The sequence below is a fragment of the Brevibacillus borstelensis genome (assembly GCF_037834415.1).
Classification (GTDB): domain Bacteria; phylum Bacillota; class Bacilli; order Brevibacillales; family Brevibacillaceae; genus Brevibacillus; species Brevibacillus borstelensis_A.
The window spans coordinates 1-20,152 of sequence record NZ_JAUMSJ010000057.1 but is presented as its reverse complement, the minus strand read 5'-3'; the positions used below and the strand labels follow the sequence as shown (position 1 = coordinate 20,152).

General features: G+C 52.8%; 24 protein-coding genes, 1 riboswitch and 1 other annotated feature. Of the genes, 8 read left to right on the top strand and 16 right to left on the bottom strand.

All coding sequences use genetic code 11. The annotated features are described in order from the left end of the window. Window positions 1-225: 225 nt before the first annotated feature. On the bottom strand, window positions 226-834 hold the full coding sequence (locus tag Q3F21_RS25915; protein ID WP_340259305.1) for a superoxide dismutase: 609 nt from the start codon (window positions 832-834) through the stop codon (window positions 226-228). Between the two features lie 202 nt (window positions 835-1,036). Between Q3F21_RS25915 and Q3F21_RS25910 the strand changes: the two genes are divergently transcribed. Next, the gene (locus Q3F21_RS25910) at window positions 1,037-1,807 is read left to right on the top strand and encodes a TSUP family transporter (RefSeq protein WP_340259303.1); all 771 of its coding nucleotides are present in this window, start codon (window positions 1,037-1,039) and stop codon (window positions 1,805-1,807) included. Window positions 1,808-1,891: 84 nt separating this feature from the next. Here Q3F21_RS25910 and Q3F21_RS25905 read toward each other — a convergent pair whose 3' ends face one another. Further along, window positions 1,892-2,077: a hypothetical protein gene (locus tag Q3F21_RS25905; protein ID WP_340259301.1), complete on the bottom strand. Its 186-nt coding sequence runs from the start codon at window positions 2,075-2,077 to the stop codon at window positions 1,892-1,894. Between the two features lie 20 nt (window positions 2,078-2,097). Next, window positions 2,098-2,328 (bottom strand): YneF family protein, encoded by a 231-nt coding sequence (locus tag Q3F21_RS25900; protein ID WP_003391547.1) that lies wholly within the window; start codon window positions 2,326-2,328, stop codon window positions 2,098-2,100. 151 nt (window positions 2,329-2,479) lie between these two features. On the opposite strand from Q3F21_RS25900, the gene Q3F21_RS25895 reads away from it, so the two are divergent. Then, on the top strand, window positions 2,480-3,226 hold the full coding sequence (locus Q3F21_RS25895) for an N-acetylmuramoyl-L-alanine amidase family protein (protein ID WP_340259299.1): 747 nt from the start codon (window positions 2,480-2,482) through the stop codon (window positions 3,224-3,226). Window positions 3,227-3,242: 16 nt separating this feature from the next. Continuing rightward, a complete protein-coding gene (locus Q3F21_RS25890; RefSeq protein ID WP_340259296.1) occupies window positions 3,243-3,593 on the top strand; it encodes a hypothetical protein in 351 nt (116 codons plus the stop codon). 1 nt (window position 3,594) lies between these two features. On the opposite strand, the gene Q3F21_RS25885 is transcribed toward Q3F21_RS25890, so the two are convergent. From Q3F21_RS25885 to Q3F21_RS25855, 7 genes are all read right to left on the bottom strand, one after another. Continuing rightward, window positions 3,595-4,422 (bottom strand): metallophosphoesterase, encoded by an 828-nt coding sequence (locus Q3F21_RS25885; protein WP_340259294.1) that lies wholly within the window; start codon window positions 4,420-4,422, stop codon window positions 3,595-3,597. Window positions 4,423-4,545: 123 nt separating this feature from the next. Further along, window positions 4,546-5,175 (bottom strand): response regulator, encoded by a 630-nt coding sequence (locus Q3F21_RS25880; RefSeq protein ID WP_340259292.1) that lies wholly within the window; start codon window positions 5,173-5,175, stop codon window positions 4,546-4,548. Then, window positions 5,172-6,293 (bottom strand): HAMP domain-containing sensor histidine kinase, encoded by a 1,122-nt coding sequence (locus Q3F21_RS25875; protein WP_340259290.1) that lies wholly within the window; start codon window positions 6,291-6,293, stop codon window positions 5,172-5,174. The genes Q3F21_RS25880 and Q3F21_RS25875 overlap by 4 nt, the downstream gene beginning before the upstream one ends. Window positions 6,294-6,306: 13 nt before the next feature. Continuing rightward, window positions 6,307-7,203, bottom strand: coding sequence for a cell wall-active antibiotics response protein LiaF (gene liaF, locus Q3F21_RS25870; RefSeq protein ID WP_340259288.1), 897 nt, complete (start codon window positions 7,201-7,203; stop codon window positions 6,307-6,309). A gap of 30 nt (window positions 7,204-7,233) precedes the next feature. Further along, window positions 7,234-7,797 carry a class I SAM-dependent methyltransferase gene (locus tag Q3F21_RS25865; protein WP_340259285.1) on the bottom strand — a complete coding sequence of 188 codons (564 nt, stop codon included), beginning with the start codon at window positions 7,795-7,797 and terminating at the stop codon, window positions 7,234-7,236. A 90-nt stretch (window positions 7,798-7,887) separates the two neighbouring features. After that, window positions 7,888-8,583, bottom strand: coding sequence for a PspA/IM30 family protein (locus Q3F21_RS25860; protein WP_340259283.1), 696 nt, complete (start codon window positions 8,581-8,583; stop codon window positions 7,888-7,890). Between the two features lie 88 nt (window positions 8,584-8,671). Next, window positions 8,672-9,082, bottom strand: a complete 411-nt coding sequence (locus tag Q3F21_RS25855) for a LiaF transmembrane domain-containing protein (RefSeq protein WP_340259280.1) — start codon at window positions 9,080-9,082, stop codon at window positions 8,672-8,674. A 375-nt stretch (window positions 9,083-9,457) separates the two neighbouring features. Beyond that, a riboswitch (cyclic di-AMP (ydaO/yuaA leader) is annotated at window positions 9,458-9,596 on the top strand. Between the two features lie 5 nt (window positions 9,597-9,601). Between Q3F21_RS25855 and Q3F21_RS25850 the strand changes: the two genes are divergently transcribed. The 3 genes from Q3F21_RS25850 to Q3F21_RS25840 all read left to right on the top strand — a co-directional run bounded on the left by Q3F21_RS25850 (window position 9,602) and on the right by Q3F21_RS25840 (window position 12,575). Further along, the gene (locus Q3F21_RS25850) at window positions 9,602-10,255 is read left to right on the top strand and encodes a C40 family peptidase (RefSeq protein WP_340259278.1); all 654 of its coding nucleotides are present in this window, start codon (window positions 9,602-9,604) and stop codon (window positions 10,253-10,255) included. Between the two features lie 229 nt (window positions 10,256-10,484). After that, on the top strand, window positions 10,485-11,204 hold the full coding sequence (locus Q3F21_RS25845) for a response regulator transcription factor (RefSeq protein WP_340259276.1): 720 nt from the start codon (window positions 10,485-10,487) through the stop codon (window positions 11,202-11,204). Then, the gene (locus tag Q3F21_RS25840; RefSeq protein WP_340259273.1) at window positions 11,205-12,575 is read left to right on the top strand and encodes a sensor histidine kinase; all 1,371 of its coding nucleotides are present in this window, start codon (window positions 11,205-11,207) and stop codon (window positions 12,573-12,575) included. It abuts the gene before it with no gap. Window positions 12,576-12,776: 201 nt separating this feature from the next. On the opposite strand, the gene Q3F21_RS25835 is transcribed toward Q3F21_RS25840, so the two are convergent. The 3 genes from Q3F21_RS25835 to Q3F21_RS25825 form a co-directional block, all read right to left on the bottom strand. Then, complete coding sequence (locus tag Q3F21_RS25835) at window positions 12,777-14,126, bottom strand: cytochrome P450 (RefSeq protein WP_340259271.1); 1,350 nt, start codon at window positions 14,124-14,126, stop codon at window positions 12,777-12,779. Between the two features lie 245 nt (window positions 14,127-14,371). Next, window positions 14,372-14,935 carry a biotin transporter BioY gene (locus tag Q3F21_RS25830; RefSeq protein ID WP_340259269.1) on the bottom strand — a complete coding sequence of 188 codons (564 nt, stop codon included), beginning with the start codon at window positions 14,933-14,935 and terminating at the stop codon, window positions 14,372-14,374. 82 nt (window positions 14,936-15,017) lie between these two features. Beyond that, entirely contained in the window at window positions 15,018-15,575 is a 558-nt protein-coding gene (locus Q3F21_RS25825) for a hypothetical protein (protein WP_340259267.1), read from the bottom strand. A 188-nt stretch (window positions 15,576-15,763) separates the two neighbouring features. Between Q3F21_RS25825 and Q3F21_RS25820 the strand changes: the two genes are divergently transcribed. Beyond that, a complete protein-coding gene (locus Q3F21_RS25820) occupies window positions 15,764-16,996 on the top strand; it encodes an aminopeptidase (protein ID WP_340259265.1) in 1,233 nt (410 codons plus the stop codon). Window position 16,997: 1 nt separating this feature from the next. Next, window positions 16,998-17,303: a hypothetical protein gene (locus Q3F21_RS25815; protein ID WP_340259263.1), complete on the top strand. Its 306-nt coding sequence runs from the start codon at window positions 16,998-17,000 to the stop codon at window positions 17,301-17,303. Between the two features lie 152 nt (window positions 17,304-17,455). Here Q3F21_RS25815 and yhfH read toward each other — a convergent pair whose 3' ends face one another. The 3 genes from yhfH to Q3F21_RS25800 form a co-directional block, all read right to left on the bottom strand. Next, window positions 17,456-17,617, bottom strand: a complete 162-nt coding sequence (gene yhfH, locus Q3F21_RS25810) for a protein YhfH (protein ID WP_340259261.1) — start codon at window positions 17,615-17,617, stop codon at window positions 17,456-17,458. Window positions 17,618-17,830: 213 nt separating this feature from the next. Beyond that, entirely contained in the window at window positions 17,831-19,078 is a 1,248-nt protein-coding gene (gene ilvA / locus Q3F21_RS25805; protein ID WP_340259259.1) for a threonine ammonia-lyase IlvA, read from the bottom strand. A gap of 95 nt (window positions 19,079-19,173) precedes the next feature. After that, window positions 19,174-19,440, bottom strand: a binding site (T-box leader). Window positions 19,441-19,690: 250 nt separating this feature from the next. Next, window positions 19,691-20,032 carry a hypothetical protein gene (locus tag Q3F21_RS25800; RefSeq protein WP_340259257.1) on the bottom strand — a complete coding sequence of 114 codons (342 nt, stop codon included), beginning with the start codon at window positions 20,030-20,032 and terminating at the stop codon, window positions 19,691-19,693. Between the last annotated feature and the right edge of the window lie 120 nt (window positions 20,033-20,152).

Here is a 20,152-nt window from a genome sequence, read left to right as displayed (position 1 = left end):
GAAATTGTTAGGTATGTCAGATTTATCTAACAAAAATGTTCAAACAACGTTATTTTGTTTGTTCTTAGCACCCCCGTACAGGGGATGCAGGGCAAAGTGCCTTATATCCCCATAGCTAAAGCAGCACGATTGATAAATTGCGAATGTCTATCCATGTAAATGGAAAAAGGCATGCCGGATCATCCGACATGCCTTTTTGGCAATGCGCTAGCGTGTAAGCTCCGCTTAGCGGGCAGCTTCGAAGCGCTTGCTTACTTCGTCCCAGTTTACAACGTTCCAGAACGCGCCGATGTAGTCAGGGCGTTTGTTTTGATACTTCAAGTAGTAAGCATGCTCCCACACATCCAGACCGAGGATCGGCGTTTTGCCTTCCATGATCGGGCTGTCCTGGTTTGGAGTGGAGGTGATGGCCAATTTACCGCCATCTACGATCAGCCATGCCCAGCCGGAACCGAAACGTGTAGTAGCCGCTTTCGCAAACTCAGTCTTGAAGTTGTCAAAGCTGCCAAATGCTGCGTTGATTGCGTCAGCAAGTGCGCCGGCAGGCTGTCCGCCGCCGTTCGGGCTCATAATTTGCCAGAACAGAGCATGGTTGGCATGACCGCCGCCGTTGTTGCGGACAGCAGCGCGAATTCCTTCTGGAAGTGCATCCAGATTGCTGATCAGCTCTTCTACGGATTTCGCTTGCAGGTCAGCGTGGCCTTCCAAAGCGGCGTTCAGGTTGTTTACGTAAGTAGCATGGTGGCGTCCGTGGTGGATCTCCATGGTTTGCGCGTCGATGTGAGGCTCCAATGCATTGTGTGCGTAAGGCAGTTCAGGAAGTTGATGTGCCATGATAACAATCCTCCTCAATGGTATGTAATTCAAAGCTCGCTTTTATTATAATGCAAACCGATCACTTTTACAACAAATCGGTATGCAAAGTATCGTAATCTTCAAAATCCCCCTATATCAGTAAATAGTATCTTGCAATGTTCAACAGCCGTGCTAGACTTGGATTATTCATGAACCCAATTCAACAAGCAAGGTGATCGCCGTGGATCTAGACTTATCAACGATTCTTTTTCTGGCCTTATTTGGTTTTATCGCTGCCTTTATCGACAGTACGGTAGGCGGTGGAGGCTTGATCTCTCTGCCCGCGCTGCTCGGATTGGGCATCCCGCCGTATTTGGCTTTGGGAACGAACAAGCTGGCAGGCACCATCTCTTCGGCCACCAGCTCCGTCACCTTTATCCGCATGGGTAAATTCGACAAGAAAATGATGGCTATACTGTTCCCTTTTTCGCTTATAGGGGCTTACTTCGGAGCAAAGACCGTACTGTTCGTCCCGCAAGAATTTCTCAGGGTGCTGGTTATCATCATGATGGGCGTCATTTTCGTCTATACGCTGATGAACAAGCGATTTGGCGAGAACACTTCCTTTAAGGGATACACCAGTTTTACTCTCGGTCTCGGTATTCCGCTCACGTTTTTGATCGGCTTCTACGATGGCTTCTTTGGCCCCGGCACCGGATCGTTTTTCGTCTTTTTGATGGTTCTTCTCTTCGGCTATGATTTTGTCATCGCAGCCGGCAACGGACGTATTCTGAATCTGGCCAGCAACATCGCGGCTCTTCTGGTCTTTATCCTGGAAGGCAAAGTGATTTTCATCACCGGACTAACGATGGGTGTGGCGATGCTGTTGGGAGCCTCGCTGGGTGCCCGTGTCGCGATCAAAACAGGCGTCCGCTACGTTCGTCCGCTGTTTTTGCTGGTGTCCATCACCTTGATTACAAAAATGGTGTATGAGCTGTTTTTTACAAAGTAAAGCAAATGGATAGAGCAGCAGAGAACTCTCTCGCTACTCTATCCATTTTTTTGTACTGCGTATTTCGCTCCCGGCAGCCGCATGCTACTCATTTTTCCCCCTGCGCTGCCTCACTCGCAAGATGATGCCGTCAATCAGCAAACCAATCCCCGCGCCGTAAAAAGGAAACGCAAAACGAACTCCTTCGCTGATCGGAAGCGCTTTTAGATAAACAACGACGACGCCGACAATGAAGCCGATCATCGTATAACGCAGACGGGTCGGACCCACGTCGTCATCCCCTTTGCCGATTACTTTCCAAACTTTTTAGGCATCTTCATGTTCTTCATATTGCGGCTCATTTGCTTCAGCTGCTTTTGATTCAGGTTGACACCCATCGAACGGGCCATTGCCTGCAATTGTTTGTCATCCATCTGCATATTTTCCACCTGCTTGCGCAGATAGTACGTGCCGCCGAAAAATCCTCCGGCCAGGCCGATAATCAATGTCACGATCGGGATTACCCAGTTGTACCAAGCCATCAATACATTACCATCCTCTTTTGGAATTGAATCTCTCCTATTGTACCACAACTGCGTGCCCTGTACATCGCCGCCCGGGGGGGAAAATGAGCGAACAGTCCTTCGGCGTGTACGCACTCTTCGGCATATGCTGAAACAGGAGGTGACTTTCATGACCCCCATTTTGATTATCGATCCGGGACATGGCGGAATCGATCCCGGAGGCGGCTCCAATCAGCTCTTTACAGAAAAAGAGAAAAATTTGCAGATTTCGCTGTATCAATACAAAAGATTTCAAGCTCTGAACATCCCTGTAGCCATCACCCGCACAAACGACATGACCCTGACGAGCGAAGATCGCGCCACCCTGGTGCGAAACAGCGGTGCCCGCTGCTGCATCTCCAACCACATCAATGCCGGGGGAGGGCGCGGCTCTGAGGTGATCTACTCCATATACTCCCCGGCTGTGTTCCCCCGCCTGATCCTCGATGATCTGGAAGCAGAGGGGATGCCGGGACGCCGTATTTTCACCCGGACACTCCCGAATAACCCCAGCAAAGACTACTACTTCATGCACCGCGAAACCGGGAGCGTGGAGACGGTCATTATCGAATACGGCTTCGCGGACAATTCGCTGGATGCCGAAAAACTGCATCGGGACTGGAAAGAGCTGGCAGAGGGCGTGGTTCGCGCGTTTTGCGAGTATACCAACCGTCCATACAAGCCGCCGACCCAGACAAACCCGGGAGACAAAGGAGGAACCGACGTGCCTGAATGGAAGCGGGAAGCGATCGATTGGATGTTTAAAGAGGGGCTGCTTACCAATGAAGACTGGCGCCAGGATCCGGATAAACCGCTGCCGCTGTGGGCCGAAGCGATCATCCTGAAACGGCTCTACGAAAAGCTGCGCACCCCTTGAGCAAGGAGGGATTTTGATGGGCTTTGACCTCGGTCTGATCATTGCTTTGGCACTGGCTGCAGCGGCCAGCATGTCGGATTTCCTGCACATACCGAAAAAGCTGCGCGGCTGGGTCGCCATGGTGTTGATTTGCAGTTTGTACGTGGCCAATCAATGGATCTACAACCCGGGATTCGACTGGCGGCTCGCCTTGCTGGAAGGCGGAACGGCTGCTCTGGCCGCTGTCGGAATCCATTCGACCGCCAAAAACACGATCCAGCAAGTCTCCCTGCTGCGCAAGCGGAACGGACAGAGCGCTGCCCGGACAGAGGATCAGGAAGAGCCTGATGCCACGTCTCGATCGACTTCGGCTGATTGGAGAGTGTGATTCATCCAAACTCGGCCAAGTAGCGAGTCAACGGCGTGTCCGACAGACCTGAGTAGTTTTCGCGCGCAGGTACGCTCACAATTTCGTCCTCCGGGAAGCGATAGGCGGTAAGCATCCCGCCGAATACGCACCCCTGGTCGATATTAAGCGTGCCATTTTTTCTTTCCGGCTGCGGACGAGGATCATGCCCCCAGACGATGAGCGGCTCCGCTTTTACCCGTTCCGCCGCCCAATCCCTGCGGATCGGTCTCCCGTCGGCGCCTGTTCCGGCTACGTCTCCGTATCGGCAGAAGCTCTGAATAGACGGAGACTCCTTGCCGATGTATTCGTCGCGTATCCCCGCGTGAACAGCAACCAGGACAAGCCGATCCCGGTAGTGAACCATCATGTGCGAAGGGGATGAAAACAGAAGCCTCCTGCTCTGCTCCTTTAATTGATCGGCCCTCCTCGCCCCGTACTCCCGCTCGAATGCTTGAAACTCGTCCGCTACCTTTTCGTCACCGTGCGCAAGCATGACAGGCCGGCCGTCCAGCCAGCGGGCTACTTTCCAGCCGTGGTTGCTGTCCACCATCTCCGCCAGGCCAGCTGCGACATGCCGGACGAAAAACTGCAGCATCTTGATCGATTGTGGCCCGCGGCTTGTTATGTCACCGAGAGAAAGGAGCTTTCGGCCCGCAGGATGCCGATGGGTCCCGTCGTGGCAACGTTCATACCCCAAGAGCTGCAACAGTTCCATAAACTCGTCGTAGCAAGCATGGACATCGCCCACAATGTCGACGCCCTGATCGACTGCCATGATCCTGGAGCGCGTACGTGGTTTGTGCCTCATCGCCCGTTCTCCTTTCCGCATGATTCTTCTTCTATGATTGCCAAATTCAAGCAAAAAAACTCACCCAAAGGGGTGAGTCCGTATGCAGGAAAGGGGATGCAGTTGAAAAAGAGAGCGAGGCAGCTAATCCAGATTGTGCGTATGTACGTAAATGGCTGCCTGTGTCCGGTCTTCGACGCCCAGCTTGGACAAAATGTTGCTGACGTGGGTCTTTACCGTCTTGATGCCGATGATCAGTTCGTCAGCGATTTCCTGATTGGACTTGCCTTGGCCGATCAGCTTCAATACTTCCAGCTCGCGCGGCGTCAGCTGTTCATGCGGCTGGGCTTCTTGTCCATGGCGGAAACGGGCCATGATCTTGCCGGCGACGCGGGATTCCAGAACCGGTTCCCCCGCGGCCGCAGCCCGGATCGCGCGGGCAATTTCCGCCGCCCGCGACGTTTTCAGCAGATAACTGAACGCTCCCGCCTCAATGACCGGGTACACTTTTTCATCATCGATGAAGCTGGTCAAGACGATGACCTTGCAGGAGGGGCAGGTTTCGCGAACCCGCCTGGTCGCTTCCACGCCGCCGATCCCTTCCATGACGAGGTCCATCAACACCACGTCAGGCTTCAGCTCGACGGCCAGCTTCACGCCCTCTTCTCCGCTTGATGCTTCGGCTACCACCTCAATGTCGTCCTCCGTAGACAAATAGGCAGCCAATCCCATTCGGACCATTTCATGATCGTCCACAAGCAATACGCGTATCATGTCAGCTCTCTCCCTTCCGATTCCGCTTGCAGCATGATCGGGATGCGCACCTCGATTTGCGTTCCTTTCCCGACTGCCGAGTAAATATCCAGCGAGCCGCCAAGCTCCGCCACCCGCTCCCGCATGCTTCTCAAGCCATACGAAGTAAGCTTCTCTCCCTCCGGATCAAAACCAACCCCGTCGTCCACGATCCGCAGCCTGACTTGTCCCTTGAGCGTAAACAGCTTCACCCCGATGTGATTGGCGCGGGCATGCCGCAGCGTGTTCGAGAGAGATTCCTGCAGAATGCGGAACAAGTGATCCTCGATCCCGCTCGGCAGATTATTCACTTCTTCGATCTCCCAGCTAATGTCCATCGCATTTTTGCGCGTCAGCTCTTCCAGCAAATCTTCAATGGCTTCCTTGAGCGCCTTGTTCTGCAACGTCGCCGGACGGAGATGAAGCAGCAGCGCCCTCATCTCGGCCTGCGCTGCCGCTGCCATTTCTTCTACGAGTTCAATTTGCTGCGCAGCCCGCTGCGGATTTTTTTCGATCAGCCTTTTCAAGGCCGCAGTGGTCATCGCGATGGCAAACAACTGCTGGCTGACCGCATCGTGGAGTTCACGGGCCAGCCGCTGCCGCTCCTCGGTAACCGCCGTATGCTTCAATTGCTCCGCCAAAGCGGCGTTATGGTTGGACAGCCGCTGCAGCGAAGCGACCTGTTCTTCCCACTGGGCCGCCAAACGGTTCAGCTGCCAGCCCAGTTCGCCGATCTCATCCTCGCCCAGCTCCGGGACGCGGGAAGACAAGATGCCGCGTCCCAGATTGGTGGCTGCCTCCCAGAGCACCTGCAATCTCTTTTTCAGCAGATTCCCGAAAATATAGCCTCCTACCAACCCGACGATGCCGGCTGTCAGGAGCGCAAACACAAACGAGGCCAACTGCGTTTTCCAGTCGAGCTTCTCGGGCAAATAGAGATGCAGGTATCTCGCAAGCCAAGCCGTGATGTCCGGGTCCCCGGCCACCAGATAGAATAAAATCACGCTTCCCAAAAAGGAGGCGGCAGCCGCTCCTACGGCCAGCAGCAAGCCGTAGCGAACGTACTGCCATTGGATACTGGCCAATCGCTGTCGTCGCATTTGTCAGTACCCCCTAGATGTACTTGACTTTAACATCGCCGACGAGCAGCGAAATCTGTACATTGGTTTTTGGCGTTTCCTGTTCGTACTGTTCGGAGCGGATCATCACGCTGCGATTGATGCCCCCCTGCCTGTGTCCAAACACTTCCAGGTCGCCGATGCGCACCTCTGCCGATACGGCTACCGGCATGTCTACCGGAACGTAAATGGTGACGTCCCCCACCCAACCGTCGACTATCAGAAACGCTTCCTCTTCCATCAGCATCGCGCGGGACAAATCGATGACAACATCCCCGATGCCGTGCCAGATATGCAGCTGACTCAGTTCAAACCGCCCTGAAGTCAAGTGAAAATCGCCGATCAGCGAACTGCGGGAATCTTTGGTCGACAGGATATTGCCGGCTCCCCCTGGCGCTGCGGTCCATTTGCCCTGTTCTTTGCCAAATGGATTGCGATACCGCGCTCTCTGCCGCCAATGGCCCGATTGGCCGGATTGCCCGGGTTGGCCCGTAGCCGCCTTTTCTTCCGTTGAGGCAAAAATCGGATCGGCATCGGCTATCTCGGCATTCTCGTCGGGGATCAACTGCCGCATTCCTTTATTAGACGAACGTCCGCGGATCAGCCGAAATCCAAAGTATATGAGCAAAAGCGGGATGGCCAGCTGGAACACCTCGTCCATGTCGATCTCAAGCCACGTGCTCAATGCAATCATGATGCCAAGCCCGGCCAACAGTCCTCCCCGGACGCGCTTGTGATTTCCCCACATCTGCACGCCGAAATAGACGAGCACCATCGGCCACAGATCAAACAGGCCAAACGAGATGATATGCAAGCTGTCAAGAAAAAGGCCAATTCCTGTCAAAATGATCAAGACACCGACCGTCATTTTTTGTAAGCGGGACAATTTCACAAAGGTCTCCTCTCTTACGCCCCATGTCGGCTATTTTCCTACACTTCCGTCACGGCATGTATAAATAAACGCAGGCGGAATATTCAACGGCGTAAATGTGGTCTCTACCCGCTGAAAGCGCGTCCGCAGCTCAGCTTTCAGTTGAAGGGAGTATTGAAACGTGATGAACAAACCTCCCGGAGCAAGGGCAGACTGTACTTCATTCAAGATGCCCGACCGCAGTTCTGCGGGAAAATTGGCAAACGGGAGTCCGGAGATGATGGCGTCAGCCTTGCCAATCCCGGTCTCTCTGATGTATTGCTGCAGCATCAGCGCCTCGTCCCACATCGTGACTCCGGGAAATCGGCGGCTCAGCATTTCGCGAAACTGCGGATCTCTCTCCACCAAAACATACTTGGCGTCGATCCGTTTTTTCTCAAGAATGCTCTCGGTAAAGGCCCCTGTTCCAGGACCTAATTCTATAATCACATCGGACTTGTTCCAGTCTACGCTGCTCAGCATTTTTTCACATAAAAAACGAGAGCTCGGAATGATGCTTCCCACACGTCCTGGCTCCGCGAGAAATCGTCGTAAAAAGACCATAAAGTCTGCCAAGAATAGAACCTCCTAGGGGAAAAGCAGCCTGCTTGGACAGGCTGCCTGGTTGCCACTTCCTATTCTACACGAGATGCCTGATTCCTGTCGTCATTGCTCAACTTTTGCAGGCTCGGCATCCTTCTTGCCTTGCAAAGAGGCTTTGATTTGCGCCAATTCCTCATCCAGATCATTCTTTTCAAGGGACTCGAGGGATTGCTCCAAACCTGCGCTGGTCTGGCGCCATTGGCCGCTCAGATTGGCTTCCGCTTCCATCCGCAGCACTTTTTCTTCCATCCGGTAGAAGCCTTTGCCGGCCGATTGATTTCCGATGCCGACAATCGCATTGTTTACTTGCTTTTGCGTTTTCGCAACTTGCGCTCTTGCCATAAGAGTGAACTTTTTCGCTCTCATTTTATAAAATTCCTCTTTCAACTCGGCCAGCTTCTCGCGCATTTGCTGAGCCGCTTCCGAAGCTGTCAGATAAAGGGCCTCGTATTCCTGAGCGCGCAGCTCGTATTGCTTTTTGTCAGCCAGGGCTCGGCGCGCCAGCAAGTCTTCTCCTTCGGTCAGCGCCAGCTTCACCTGACGATCCCGTTTTTCCGCAAGCGCCACTGCCTCTTCCCATTGCTGGTGGAATTTTTTCTCCAGAGCTACTTGCTTGGCAACAGCCACTTCCACTTGCCCGATCTCCACTTCCATATCGCGCATATACTGGTTGAGCATGACCACCGGATCTTCCATCGAATCCAAAGCGTCATTTACAGAAGCCACCGTCAAGTCACGCAGTCGTTTAAAAATACCCATTTTTTAGTCCTCCTTATCATATCACAAGAAATTTGATTGTCATGTACCTTGCACTATTCAGGTTTGTTCCATCACTTTCATCATCGCATCAAGGCTGTTGCTTCCTGGTTACGCGATGCTCCCAGCTGTCCAGGGCATCTTCTTTCAATACTTGCCTGGCCCATTGCCTCTCCCAGGCTGCCGGCATCGAATCATCCGTCTTGTCCTTGCGCCGGATAAAGCGGTAGCCGAGGTAGATCACACCGATAGCCAGTGCGATATTGAACAGTAAATGCAGCTTGCCGATCAACATTAACAGCCCGAACAGAAAGACCAGTATCCCCCAGAAGCGGGAACCGGAGCTACCCATTACCTTGCGGGCTCCGTATAACATGATCAGCCCGGGAATCAGCACACCGAGGAAATCGCCGGCGTCGATGCCGATCAGGTCCATTAAGACGAACCCTCCGGTCAGCAGCAAAGCCAGTCCAAGGAGCACCTTGCCAGACCGCTCGCTCATGAAATGCTTCCCTCCAATCGACTATTTGTTGGTGTCAACCTTATGCCTTTATTCTAGACGGGTCCGGAGTTCGACATAACGGGCGTGCGGTTGGTTTTTGCCTCCGTCCCTGGACGGATAATGCGTCGTTCCCCAATCGGACAAGTGCCCCTCATCGCTGGGACAAGCCCATTTTGTACGAGTGGTATCGTTCGTTTCCAGAAGAAATCCGTATACCGCACGGATCATTAATAAGAAGAAAAGCATCGCTAGCATGGAAGAGCAAAAACGTTACAGCGTATGACAAAATATTGTGGCTAATTTGTGAACAAAGAAAGATATGAAAAGGATAACTGGGACAGGTGTTGAATTGTGTGGAGGTGCGTGTAAAAAAATATCGAAAAATAGCCGAATTCCGCCATGCGGAAACGGGGGACCCAATATCTTTGGGGTGAATGGCTGCGCTCCTGCAGTCTAGGGCATTCCTTTCAACCGAACCCTTCAGCTAACCTCGTAGGCTCAGGAGAGGAGCAGTATCTTTTGCGCAAGACGGTAGTTTCTTTACTAATGGCCGGATTGCTTGCGATGGGTGCCAGTGCGGCGCATGCTCAGGAGGCAGCCCCTCTGATGAATGTCGTCAATGATCTGTACGGTGTTCCATACAAGTCTTCCGGTACCACGAAAAACGGATTTGACTGCTCCGGTTTTACACGCTATGTGTTTGATGCGCTGGGTGTAGATTTGCCTCACAGTTCTTCGTCTCAGTATCAAGTCGGCGAAACGGTCAGCCGCAAAGATTTGCAGCCCGGCGATCTCGTCTTCTTCAGGACGAATGGAAGAAGCATTTCCCATGTGGGAATCTACATCGGCAACGACACGTTTGTACACTCGGAGTCCGGCAGAGGCGTCGTCAACACCAGATTGAGCGACCCTTACTACTGGAGCAAACGCTTTGTAGGAGCCAAGCGAGTCGCTGTTCCAACGCTCCAGGCGAAAGCCACCGACACTCCTCCGGCAAAGAAAGCGGTACAAGCGGCTTCCTTGCCTGAAACACAACCTGAGCAAGAGCAACAGGAGAAAGCACCAGAAGCGGCTCAACCAGAGCAACAGACTGAGCAGCAGGCGGCAGCACCCGCTGAGACACCAGCAGTGCCACAGCAGGAGCAGCAGCCGGAGGCGCAGCCCAGCAAGTAAGTGCAAGCACAAAAATGAAAGCCAGGGACGACATGTCTCTGGCTTTTTCTGACGAAATTTAGTACCTGGTGTCAATAGGTAGTAACACCCGCCATTCGGCATAGATGGCCTTTTTCCTGCCTGAACCCGCTGGTAACGTCTGGTTTCTTTGCCCTTCACCAGTCAAACCGTGTTATGATAGGAGTGAATAGAAAAATTCAGGAGATTTGAGGTTACTGGGGGAGTACCTGTGAAAGACCACATTTTGCTTGTAGATGACAATCAGGAAATCATAGAGCTTCTTGAAGATATCTTGGAAAACGAAGGGTACGAGGTGACTTCTTCGGAGAGCGGGGAGCATGCCCTCAATCTGTTGAAGCAGGGACTGAAGCCCAATCTGATTCTCTTGGACATCATGATGCCAAATATGAGCGGCTATGAACTTTGCTCACAGATTCGGCGCGAGTCGGACCTGCCGATCCTGTTTCTCAGCGCAAAGGGAAAGGCGGTCGACAAGGTCGTCGGATTTGAGATCGGGGCAGATGACTACATCACAAAGCCGTTCGATACGGAAGAGCTGCTCGCCCGCATCCGCGCTCATCTGAGAAGGTACGAGCGGATTCGGAAGCATACGGAGGATCACAGCGAAAAAGACCCCTCCGGTTCCTCCATTACCGTTTTGAAGTTTAAAGGGCTGGAAATCCACAAGGAAACGTACTCGGTTTTTGTGAACGAAGAAAAAATCGATCTGTCCACAAAGGAATTTCAGCTGCTCACCTTTCTGGCCGAAAATGCCGGCATCGTGTTTACGCGGGAACAAATCTACGATCGCGTATGGGGATACGGCTACGGCTCTCTCAATACTGTGACGGTTCATATCAAAAATCTGCGTGAAAAGCTGGAACGGGAACGGCAGTTCATCAAAACACAATGGGGGACGGGATACGTTTTCATCGGGGAGAAGGTATAGATGAGCATACGCAACAAGCTGTTCCTCTCGTTTTTCGCACTGATTGCGCTGAACCTGCTCGTTTTCAAGTTCGTCTTCGAGGATATCATTGTCGTGCAGTTGAAGACAGATCGCCACAATCAATATCGCTACGAAAAGGAAACGGCTGAGAAGGTACGCGTCAATCAGCTGCTCAGCTCCAGCAATTTCAGGGACCCGACAGACCGCCGCGAGTTGGAAAAGCAGTTGCCAGAGGATTTGGTTTACAAAATGATAGTCAAGGATGCCAACGGCAATACGATCTACAGCAAGGCGTCTCAAGCGTACAATTTGAAAAATCCGCCGCGGAAGACGAACAAGGAAAACACCGACCTGAAAGTGGTGGCGGAATACCATTTTCAACACGAGCCTCCGAAAAAAGGGGAAACCATCATCTACTTTTACACAGATGACTCCGATATTCTGGCGACAAAAGGAGTCAGCATGATGCTCTGGTACATCTACGGGAGCATAGCCCTGGTCGGGCTTGTCCTGCTCGGCTTCTTCGTCCGCTGGATTCACCGGCCGGTCAACGAGCTGTCCCGGGTGACGCAAGAAATTCGCGAGGGAAAACGGCTGGTCTCGTTTACGTACCACTCGGAAGACGAGTTTGGCCGTCTGTTTCGCTATTTTGCCGACATGGTCGACCAGCTCCGTTTTTCGGAGGAGCGGCAGTCCGAGCTGATATCCGCGATCGCTCACGACTTCCGAACGCCGCTGACAACGATAAAGGGATACGCTTCCTATATCGCTTCGGGACGGGTAAACGATCTGGAGCGGATCAAAAAGCAGATGAACAAGATCGAACAGAAGACGGACGATCTGGAAAAGCTGCTCGATGAACTGCAGGACTTTACCCAGCAAAGCACGGAACTTAAGCTGAACCTGACCCGCATCCACGTGAAGAGCTTCGCGAAAGGAATCATCGAGGACTATTTGGTCAAGATCAAGGATTCGGGGCTGACCCTCCAGTGGAAGCTGCGCATCTCCAATGAGCTGTACATCGAAGCCGATGAGACCAAGCTGCGCCGCGTGTTGGAAAATCTGTTGAACAACGCCATTTACTACAACAAGCCAAACGGATCGATCCTGCTCACCTGCGACCAGCGGGAAGGCCATGTGCTGTTTTCCGTGATCGACAAGGGAGAAGGCATCTCACAGGAGGATCTGACCAAAATCTTCACCAGATTTTATCGGGCGGAAAAATCGCGCAACCGAAACAACGGCGGAACCGGTCTGGGCCTGACGATCTGCCAAAGCATCGTCCAACGGCACGGCGGTATGATTACCGTCAGCAGCGAGCTTGGGAGAGGGAGCTCTTTTTCCTTCACGATTCCCTTTTTCCAATCATAATTTATATAGATTTATCCTCAGTTAATAGATCTTTTATAATTGTCTGGTAGATTATCTTGTATAGCATGTTGCTTTCAGTGATAAATAAACCCCAGTTCGGTATCTAACACCTTGGCGGAACAAGCATAATGGTGGGCAGATGCCCTTTTTTTATCGCAAAAAGACACGAACCAGCAAAGGTCCGTGTCTTTTTCGGCTTTCCTATCGCGAGCGGGCCTCCAGCCTCATCATCAGCCCGCCTTTCGGGCGAAGGGTGACAAGCGGCTCCGCTTCCACGGGCTTGCCCGAATCGGCGAGCCGAAAGCGGTACTTTTGCGCAAACGTGGAGAGCAGCAGCGCGGCTTCCATCAGGGCAAAGTTGTTTCCGATACAGATGCGCGGACCGCCGCCGAAGGGAAAGTAGGCGTACGTCGGGATGCGCTTCAGCAGATCGCCTTCAAACCGTTCCGGGATAAATTCATCCGGCTTGTCGTAGTACTTCTCGCTTCTATGCATGACGTACTGGCTCATCATGAGCGTTTCCCCGGGCTTGTATGTATGCCCTCCGATTTCCACTTCCTCCGCGACTTCCCGGTTGATCGTCCAGGCCGCCGGGTACATGCGCAGCGTTTCGCTGATAATCTGGTTCACATATTTCAGGTTCGGAATATCCTCTACCGCAGGCAGCCGTCCCCCCAGCACCTCGTCCAGCTCGTTCCAAAGCTTTTGCTCCGCCTCGGGGTTGGTCGCCAGCAAATACCAGATCCAGGACATCGTGTTGGCTGTCGTCTCATGGCCAGCGACGAAGATGGTCATGACCTCGTCCCTCACCTGCTCATCCGTCATTCCTTTGCCGTCATCCTCGTCCCTTGCGGCCAAAAGCATCGCCAGCAGGTCTGTGCGCCCCTGTCCGCCTTCGCGGCGGCGCTCTTCGATAATGTTGTAGATCGTCTTGTCGAGCAGCTCGGCCGACTCGCGGAACTGACGGTTGCTTGAGGTTGGAACGGTAAGCGGAATGTCAATGAAGGACGAGGCTTTCGTCGATACGTACTTCAGGCCAACATCGATGGCCCGGGCGATCTCGTCGGCCCCTTCCTTCAGTCCTTTGCCAAACATCGTCTCTGTAATAATCGCCAGCGTCACTTTCATCATGTCTTCATGGACGTCGCGGACTTCCCCATCCTTCCACTCCTCCATCAAGCTTGTCGCCTGCTGAACCATGGCGTTTCCGTAGGTGGCGATCCGTTCGCGGTGGAATGCCGGCTGCATCAGCCTGCGCTGGCGTATGTGCTTTTGCCCTTCGCTGGTGAGGATGCCGTCCCCGACGACTGCCCGGGCGACCTGCAAGCCTTTTCCCTTGCGAAAATGGGACTGCTTGCTCACCAGAATTTCCTTGATCATGTCCGGATTGTTGATCAGGTACACATGCCGGGAAGGGCCAAAGCGAAAGCGGGCTACATCGCCGTGTTCTTTTGCGGCTTCGCGCAGGAAGCGGAGCGGGTCCTTTCGAAAGGCGAGCAGGTTGCCTGAGATTGGCAGGCCTTTTGGGCCTGGTATGGTGGTTATATTCACAATCGTTCCCCCGTTCTCTGTCGTGTTTTTTCCAATGCTGTTCGTAGTATCCAACCAGTCAGGCTGTTTATACCATGGCAAGCCGTATCTGTTGGGGCGGAAAATGGAGGGAAATGCCGGTGACGAGACCAGAAAGACGGCGAAATGGAGAATGGCTCCAGGAACGATGCTCGCCCTTTGGGAAAGAGGCCGCTGCGAAAATAAAAAATCGCCCACTGCTTCGCGGGCGATGCGATTTGTCTTTTTTAAGTCAGAGGCTTGCTGCTTGTCTGCAGCAGGTTTGACGATACCAGTCGCTCGCGTACCTTGATGCCGATCCAGGCGGCGAGTACGGCTTTGACGACACCTACCAAAAGGAATGGTACAGCTCCGGCGACAAAGGCCTTGTCCCATGGAATATCCATGACGTACTTCAGTTGGACAGAGCCGCAAACGAGGGTAATAATCATTCCGGCGATATTGGCGGCCAGCGCCCATGTAAAGGTAAAGCGCGTTTTTTCGAGAATAAGACCAGTCACAAAAGCCGTGATGATAAAGCCGAAAATGTAACCGCCGGTTTTGTCTACGAGAACCTGCGGTCCGCCGCTCGCACCCGAGAATACTGGAAGCCCGACTGCCCCCAACAGGACGTAGATCACGATAGCTGCCGTTCCCCACCTGCTCCCCAAAATCGTCGCGGTAAACCCTACAGCCAGCGTCTGCCCCGTAATCGGAATGACCGGAAGCGGAATCGTAATTTGCGAAAAGACAGCCGTTACAGCGGCAAAGATGGCAGACAGCACCAGCCACTTCAATCGTTCGTTTCTCATGACACCCTCCATTTTGTTAACCAAATTATAAAGTGCGTTAACAAAATGATACTGCCTGTCTTTCCGCTTGTAAACAGGGAATTCACGATCTTTTGCCGAAGTGTGCATGCAGTTGGGTGAGCGAGGCTATCGTATGATCGACCAAATCGCGGAGATCCTCGATGTTGCCCTCGTCGATTTTCCGATGAAAATCAAGCGTGATCTGGTTCTCGTACTGCTCGGGCGGCCAATGCAGCTGATACTCGTCCAGCTTGGCTTTTATGGTTTGCGCAATATGCGGCCGGTTCCCCCAGATGTCATTCAACATCCGTGTCACTGCCTCTGTTTCCCTCTGCACGTCTGTGATTGTAATGAAAAAGTGGATACAGACCGTACAGCCGATATGCTCGGTCAAAGGCTGCTCCAATTGCTCCGCCGCGATATCCGCCAGCGACGTCCGCAGCTGCATTTGAGCGAACGGGCCCTGTCCCTCCCCGGATTCATCCGACAGACGAAATTCGATCTGAAACTGTCTGTAGAACGCAGCCATATCCATGATGTCCGAACGCCCGATAATCGTGATGCTGCCGTCGAAGTCCCGGTCGTACACAGCCCCTTCCAGCACCACTTTGATATTGTCAAAAATAAGCGGGTGAAACATGTCCGCTCCTCCTTTTCCCTTGTACCTCTTTTCCATAGAGTGCCCCTAATCGCTTCTGATTGCAAGCGCCTTATGATCGTGGCCCATGACAGCGGCCTGCTCTGTTATAATAGCATCAGCATCCTTCACCTCTGCGATTCGCCGACAAAAAGACAATTCCAATCCAACTGTTGCGAGGAGGTTTTTTTATGACTGCATTCGATACCATGCTTGACCGCTATGCATCATTGGCCGTGAAAGTCGGCGTGAATGTGCAGCCGGGGCAGACTTTGGTCATCACCGCTTCCCTTTCCTCCACCGATCTCGTCCGAAAAATAGCGAGAAAAGCGTACGAAACAGGGGCAAAAGACGTACATATGGAATGGCGCGACGACGAACTGACGCGAATGAAGTACGATCTCGCTCCGGATGAAGCCTTTCACGAGTATCCGTTGTGGAAAGCAAAAGGGCTGGAGACGATGGCGGAAGAAGGAGCGGCCTTCCTCACCATCATCGATTCCGATCCAAACCTGCTGAAGGGCGTTCGCCCGGAGCGGCTGGCTGCGGCGAAAAAATCAGCCGGCCAGGAGCTGTACAAATACCGCGGCTATATGATGAGCGATCAAGTGAGCTGGTCTGTGATCGCCGCACCGTCCCCCGCCTGGGCAACGATGGTCTTCCCCGAACTTCCTGAGGAAGAGCGAATCCCGGCGCTTTGGCAGGCCATTTTCCGCGCCACCCGAGTCGATCAGGACGATCCTGTTCAGGCTTGGAGAGCCCATCAGGAGCAGTTGAATCAAAAAGTTGAATACTTGAATCAGAAGCAGTATCACGCTCTTCACTACAAGGCGCCCGGCACCGATCTGACCATCGAGCTGCCGCCCTCTCACATCTGGATCGGCGGAGGCGGAGTGAACGCCAAAGGCATCCGCTTCATGGCCAATATGCCGACCGAAGAGGTGTTTACCGCTCCGAAGAAAACGGGGGTATCCGGTGTCGTTCGCAGTACGAAGCCGCTCAGCTACAACGGGAACTTGATCGAGAACTTTTCCCTCACCTTTGAAAAGGGACGGATAGTCGATTTCTCCGCGGAAAATGGCTATGAGGTGTTGAAGCAGCTGATCGAAATGGACGAAGGCTCCCATTATCTGGGGGAAGTCGCTCTGGTTCCGCATCAGTCGCCGATTTCCCAGTCCAACATGATCTTCTTTGAAACGCTCTTTGACGAAAATGCTTCCAACCACCTCGCGATCGGGAACGCCTATCCCGTCTGCATCGAAGGCGGAACCAGCCTGACGCCGGAGGAGCTCGACAAGCGAGGTATCAACACCAGCCTGACTCATGTGGATTTCATGATCGGATCAGGCGAAATGGACATCGACGGAATTACTGCCGACGGTACGAGAGAGCCTGTGTTCCGAAGCGGCAATTGGGCCTTCTAGCATGTTTTTGATCGGAATATTGGTCGTGGTGGCGATCGTGGCAGAAGTCTTCCACCGGCTGAATCCGTGGAAAAAGCCGGAGCCGCCCTACGAAGAGCTCGTGGTAAAGATCAAACAGGCAGACTGGTACCAGGAGCTTTGGCGGGACGAAGCATGCCGTCACGTCCTGGAAAACGACCCGCACGTACTCGCTTATTACGCGGGAACGTATGAAGCAAAACGGCTGCTCGAAAATCGCGGTTTTCAGCTCGGCTTGATCGACTACGTCAAGGAACAGGCGCAAAACATCATTTCAAACAAAAAGTAGCTGACAGGAAGACTCTGCTTTGGCCAGCTATTGGCAAAAAAAATGGATAGAGTCGACAGAGAATTTTCTCTGCTGCTCTATCCATTTCTTTGCAAGGGCCTGGTTCTTTCTTCTGATGGGGCATTTTTCCGCATGTTTACAAGGGAAAATGCCTATTTCTTTGTGCGATAGTACAGGTAAGCATCGTGTGTGGCCTTTTCCTGACAGGTAAAGCACTCTGTCATATAGGACTCAGCCTGCTCTACCATGGTTTGGCCGCAAGCCGCGCAGCATTTCGATTCCAGATAGCGAAAGAACGATGTGATTGGTGTCATGACCGTAACCTCCCGAATTTGTTCGTTGAGGTTATTGTATTATAACAGTGATTGTTTTATAAAACTTTGTTATAAAACATTACGCTGTTTTATCACAGACTTGCTCGCTCTCGCTTCTGTTTGCTTCTGTTTTCTCTGTATTAATACTTTTTTGACTATTTTCTGCTGTGTTACAACACCGCAACTGTTCCAAGCTTGCTGATTTTTTGCTGCCTAGATCAGCAGATTAAACAGGTACGGATCGTGCGTAATTTCCACATAGCGGATACCGTGCTTTTTCATCCGCTCGATCAACGGCTGGTAATCCTCCTGAGACTTCAGTTCAATCCCGACCAGTGCAGGGCCGTTGTCCTTGTTGTTCTTTTTCGTGTACTCAAACCGGGTGATATCGTCATGCGGCCCCAGCACACCGTCGATAAACTCGCGCAGAGCTCCTGCACGCTGCGGAAAGTTGATGATGAAGTAGTGTTTCAGACCCTCGTACAACAGCGAGCGTTCCTTGATCTCCTGCATCCGGTCGATATCGTTGTTGCCGCCGCTGATGACGCAAACGACGTTTTTCCCCGCGATTTGCTCCCGGTACAGATCAAGGGCCGCGATCGGCAAAGCTCCTGCCGGTTCCACAACGATGGCATTTTCATTGTACAGCTCCAGAATGGACGTGCAGACCTTCCCCTCGGGTACCAGCACGATGTCGTCCAGCACATCCTGGCATATTTCGCGCGTGAGCTGCCCCACCTGTTTTACCGCCGCTCCATCCACGAACTTGTCGATTTCGTCAAGCGTGACCACATCGTCGTGGGCCAGCGCCTCTTTCATGGAAGCTGCTCCGGCGGGCTCCACGCCGATGATCTTCGAAGACGGACTGATTCCTTTAATGTACGTTCCTACGCCTGCGGCAAGCCCTCCGCCGCCGATGCTCATGAATACGAAATCGACAGGCTCGTCCATGTCGTTCATGATCTCCGCGCCTACCGTCCCCTGACCGGCGACGACATACGGGTCGTCAAACGGATGGACAAACGTCATGTTTTCCTGCAGGCAGAACTTCATCGCTTCCGCAAACGAGTCGTCAAACGTGTCTCCGCCCAGCACGACATCCACGTACTCTCCGCCAAACAGCTTCACCTGTGTGACCTTCTGTCTCGGCGTCGTGGCTGGCATGAAAATCGTGCCGCGAATCTGCAGAAGCTGGCAGGAGTAGGCCACACCCTGCGCGTGGTTGCCTGCGCTCGCACAGACGACGCCTCTTTGGCGCTCTTCCTCGGACAAGTGGCGGATAAGGTTGTACGCTCCTCTGATTTTGAAGGAACGGACTACCTGCAGATCCTCCCGTTTCAGATACACATGGCAGCCGTACCGCTCGGACAGCCGCTTGTTCAGCTGCAGCGGCGTCTTCTCGATCACATCTTTCAGTACGTGGTTGGCAACGATGATGTCTTCCATTTTTACCGTTTTCATGGTCTTGCTCCTCTCCTGGGGTACATCCTGTTTCTCTAACCGAAAAGAAGAAAAGCCCCCGCCGTCGGCCAGTTGTGCAACATGTGCGCACGACTGGCTGAGGCGAGGGCATCGCGGTACCACTCAGCTTCTCTGTTTTCCTCACAAAAAACAGACTTTGAGAGTCTCCGATGAAGTCTAGAGACTCCGCCGGATAACGGTGGCGGCTTCCGTTGTCCTTTACTTGCATCGCATCAGCGGCACTTTCAAGAACACAGCTCCAAGGTGATTTTCACAGCAAGCTGACGTCCATCCTTTCAGCACCGGGGGATGGCTCTCTGCGCGTCGTCTTTGCTCCTACTCTTCCTTTTCTACGCTTCTTTTCGTCCTTACGTAATATTTTAAATTAGTTAAAAATTATAGATTTTTGTCTGCTCTTTGTCAATAGGGCATGATGATTTCATGGGAGACTGTGGGGATTGTAACATTCACACTGAGAGAGACAGATTCAAAAGGTTGCATGAAAGCGGCAAACCAACCGTATGTCTGTTGAAAAAGAAGCGGAGAACGCTTTTTCGCACCCTCCGCCGTCTTGTTTGCTTCCATTTTGTTTTGGGGTTTCCCCCGGTTTGCTTATACCGCTTCGTAAATTGTTTCGTAGCGCTTGCCGATCTCTTCGTCGGTAAGTCCCGCTTCACGGAGACGATTGATCAGAGCGGTCGCCCAGATCTCGCAGCGCTGTGCCATCTTGGCGTACTTCTTGGCTTCCTTGTTCTTGCGCTTGGAACGGTCTTCCCCGTTTGACTTCAGGTTGTCGAGAATGAACAGCATATGCATGGTGTCGTCCTCGTTCAGGCTGGTCCAGCTGTCGTTTAGAAACGCTGTCACCTTTTTATAGTAACCGTCAAACTCTTCAAAGGAAATTTCCGTGTCCATGTTTAGGTATTCCTTCATTTTGTCAAACAGCTCTTGCATCCTCCGTCACAACTCCCTCGATTTTCTCTGCCCTATTATAGCAAAAAGAGAGAAAGCAAGAAAGCTGGCATTACTTGTCAAGCCGGATGGGAACCTCCCAGTTGACGTCGCGGTACTGAT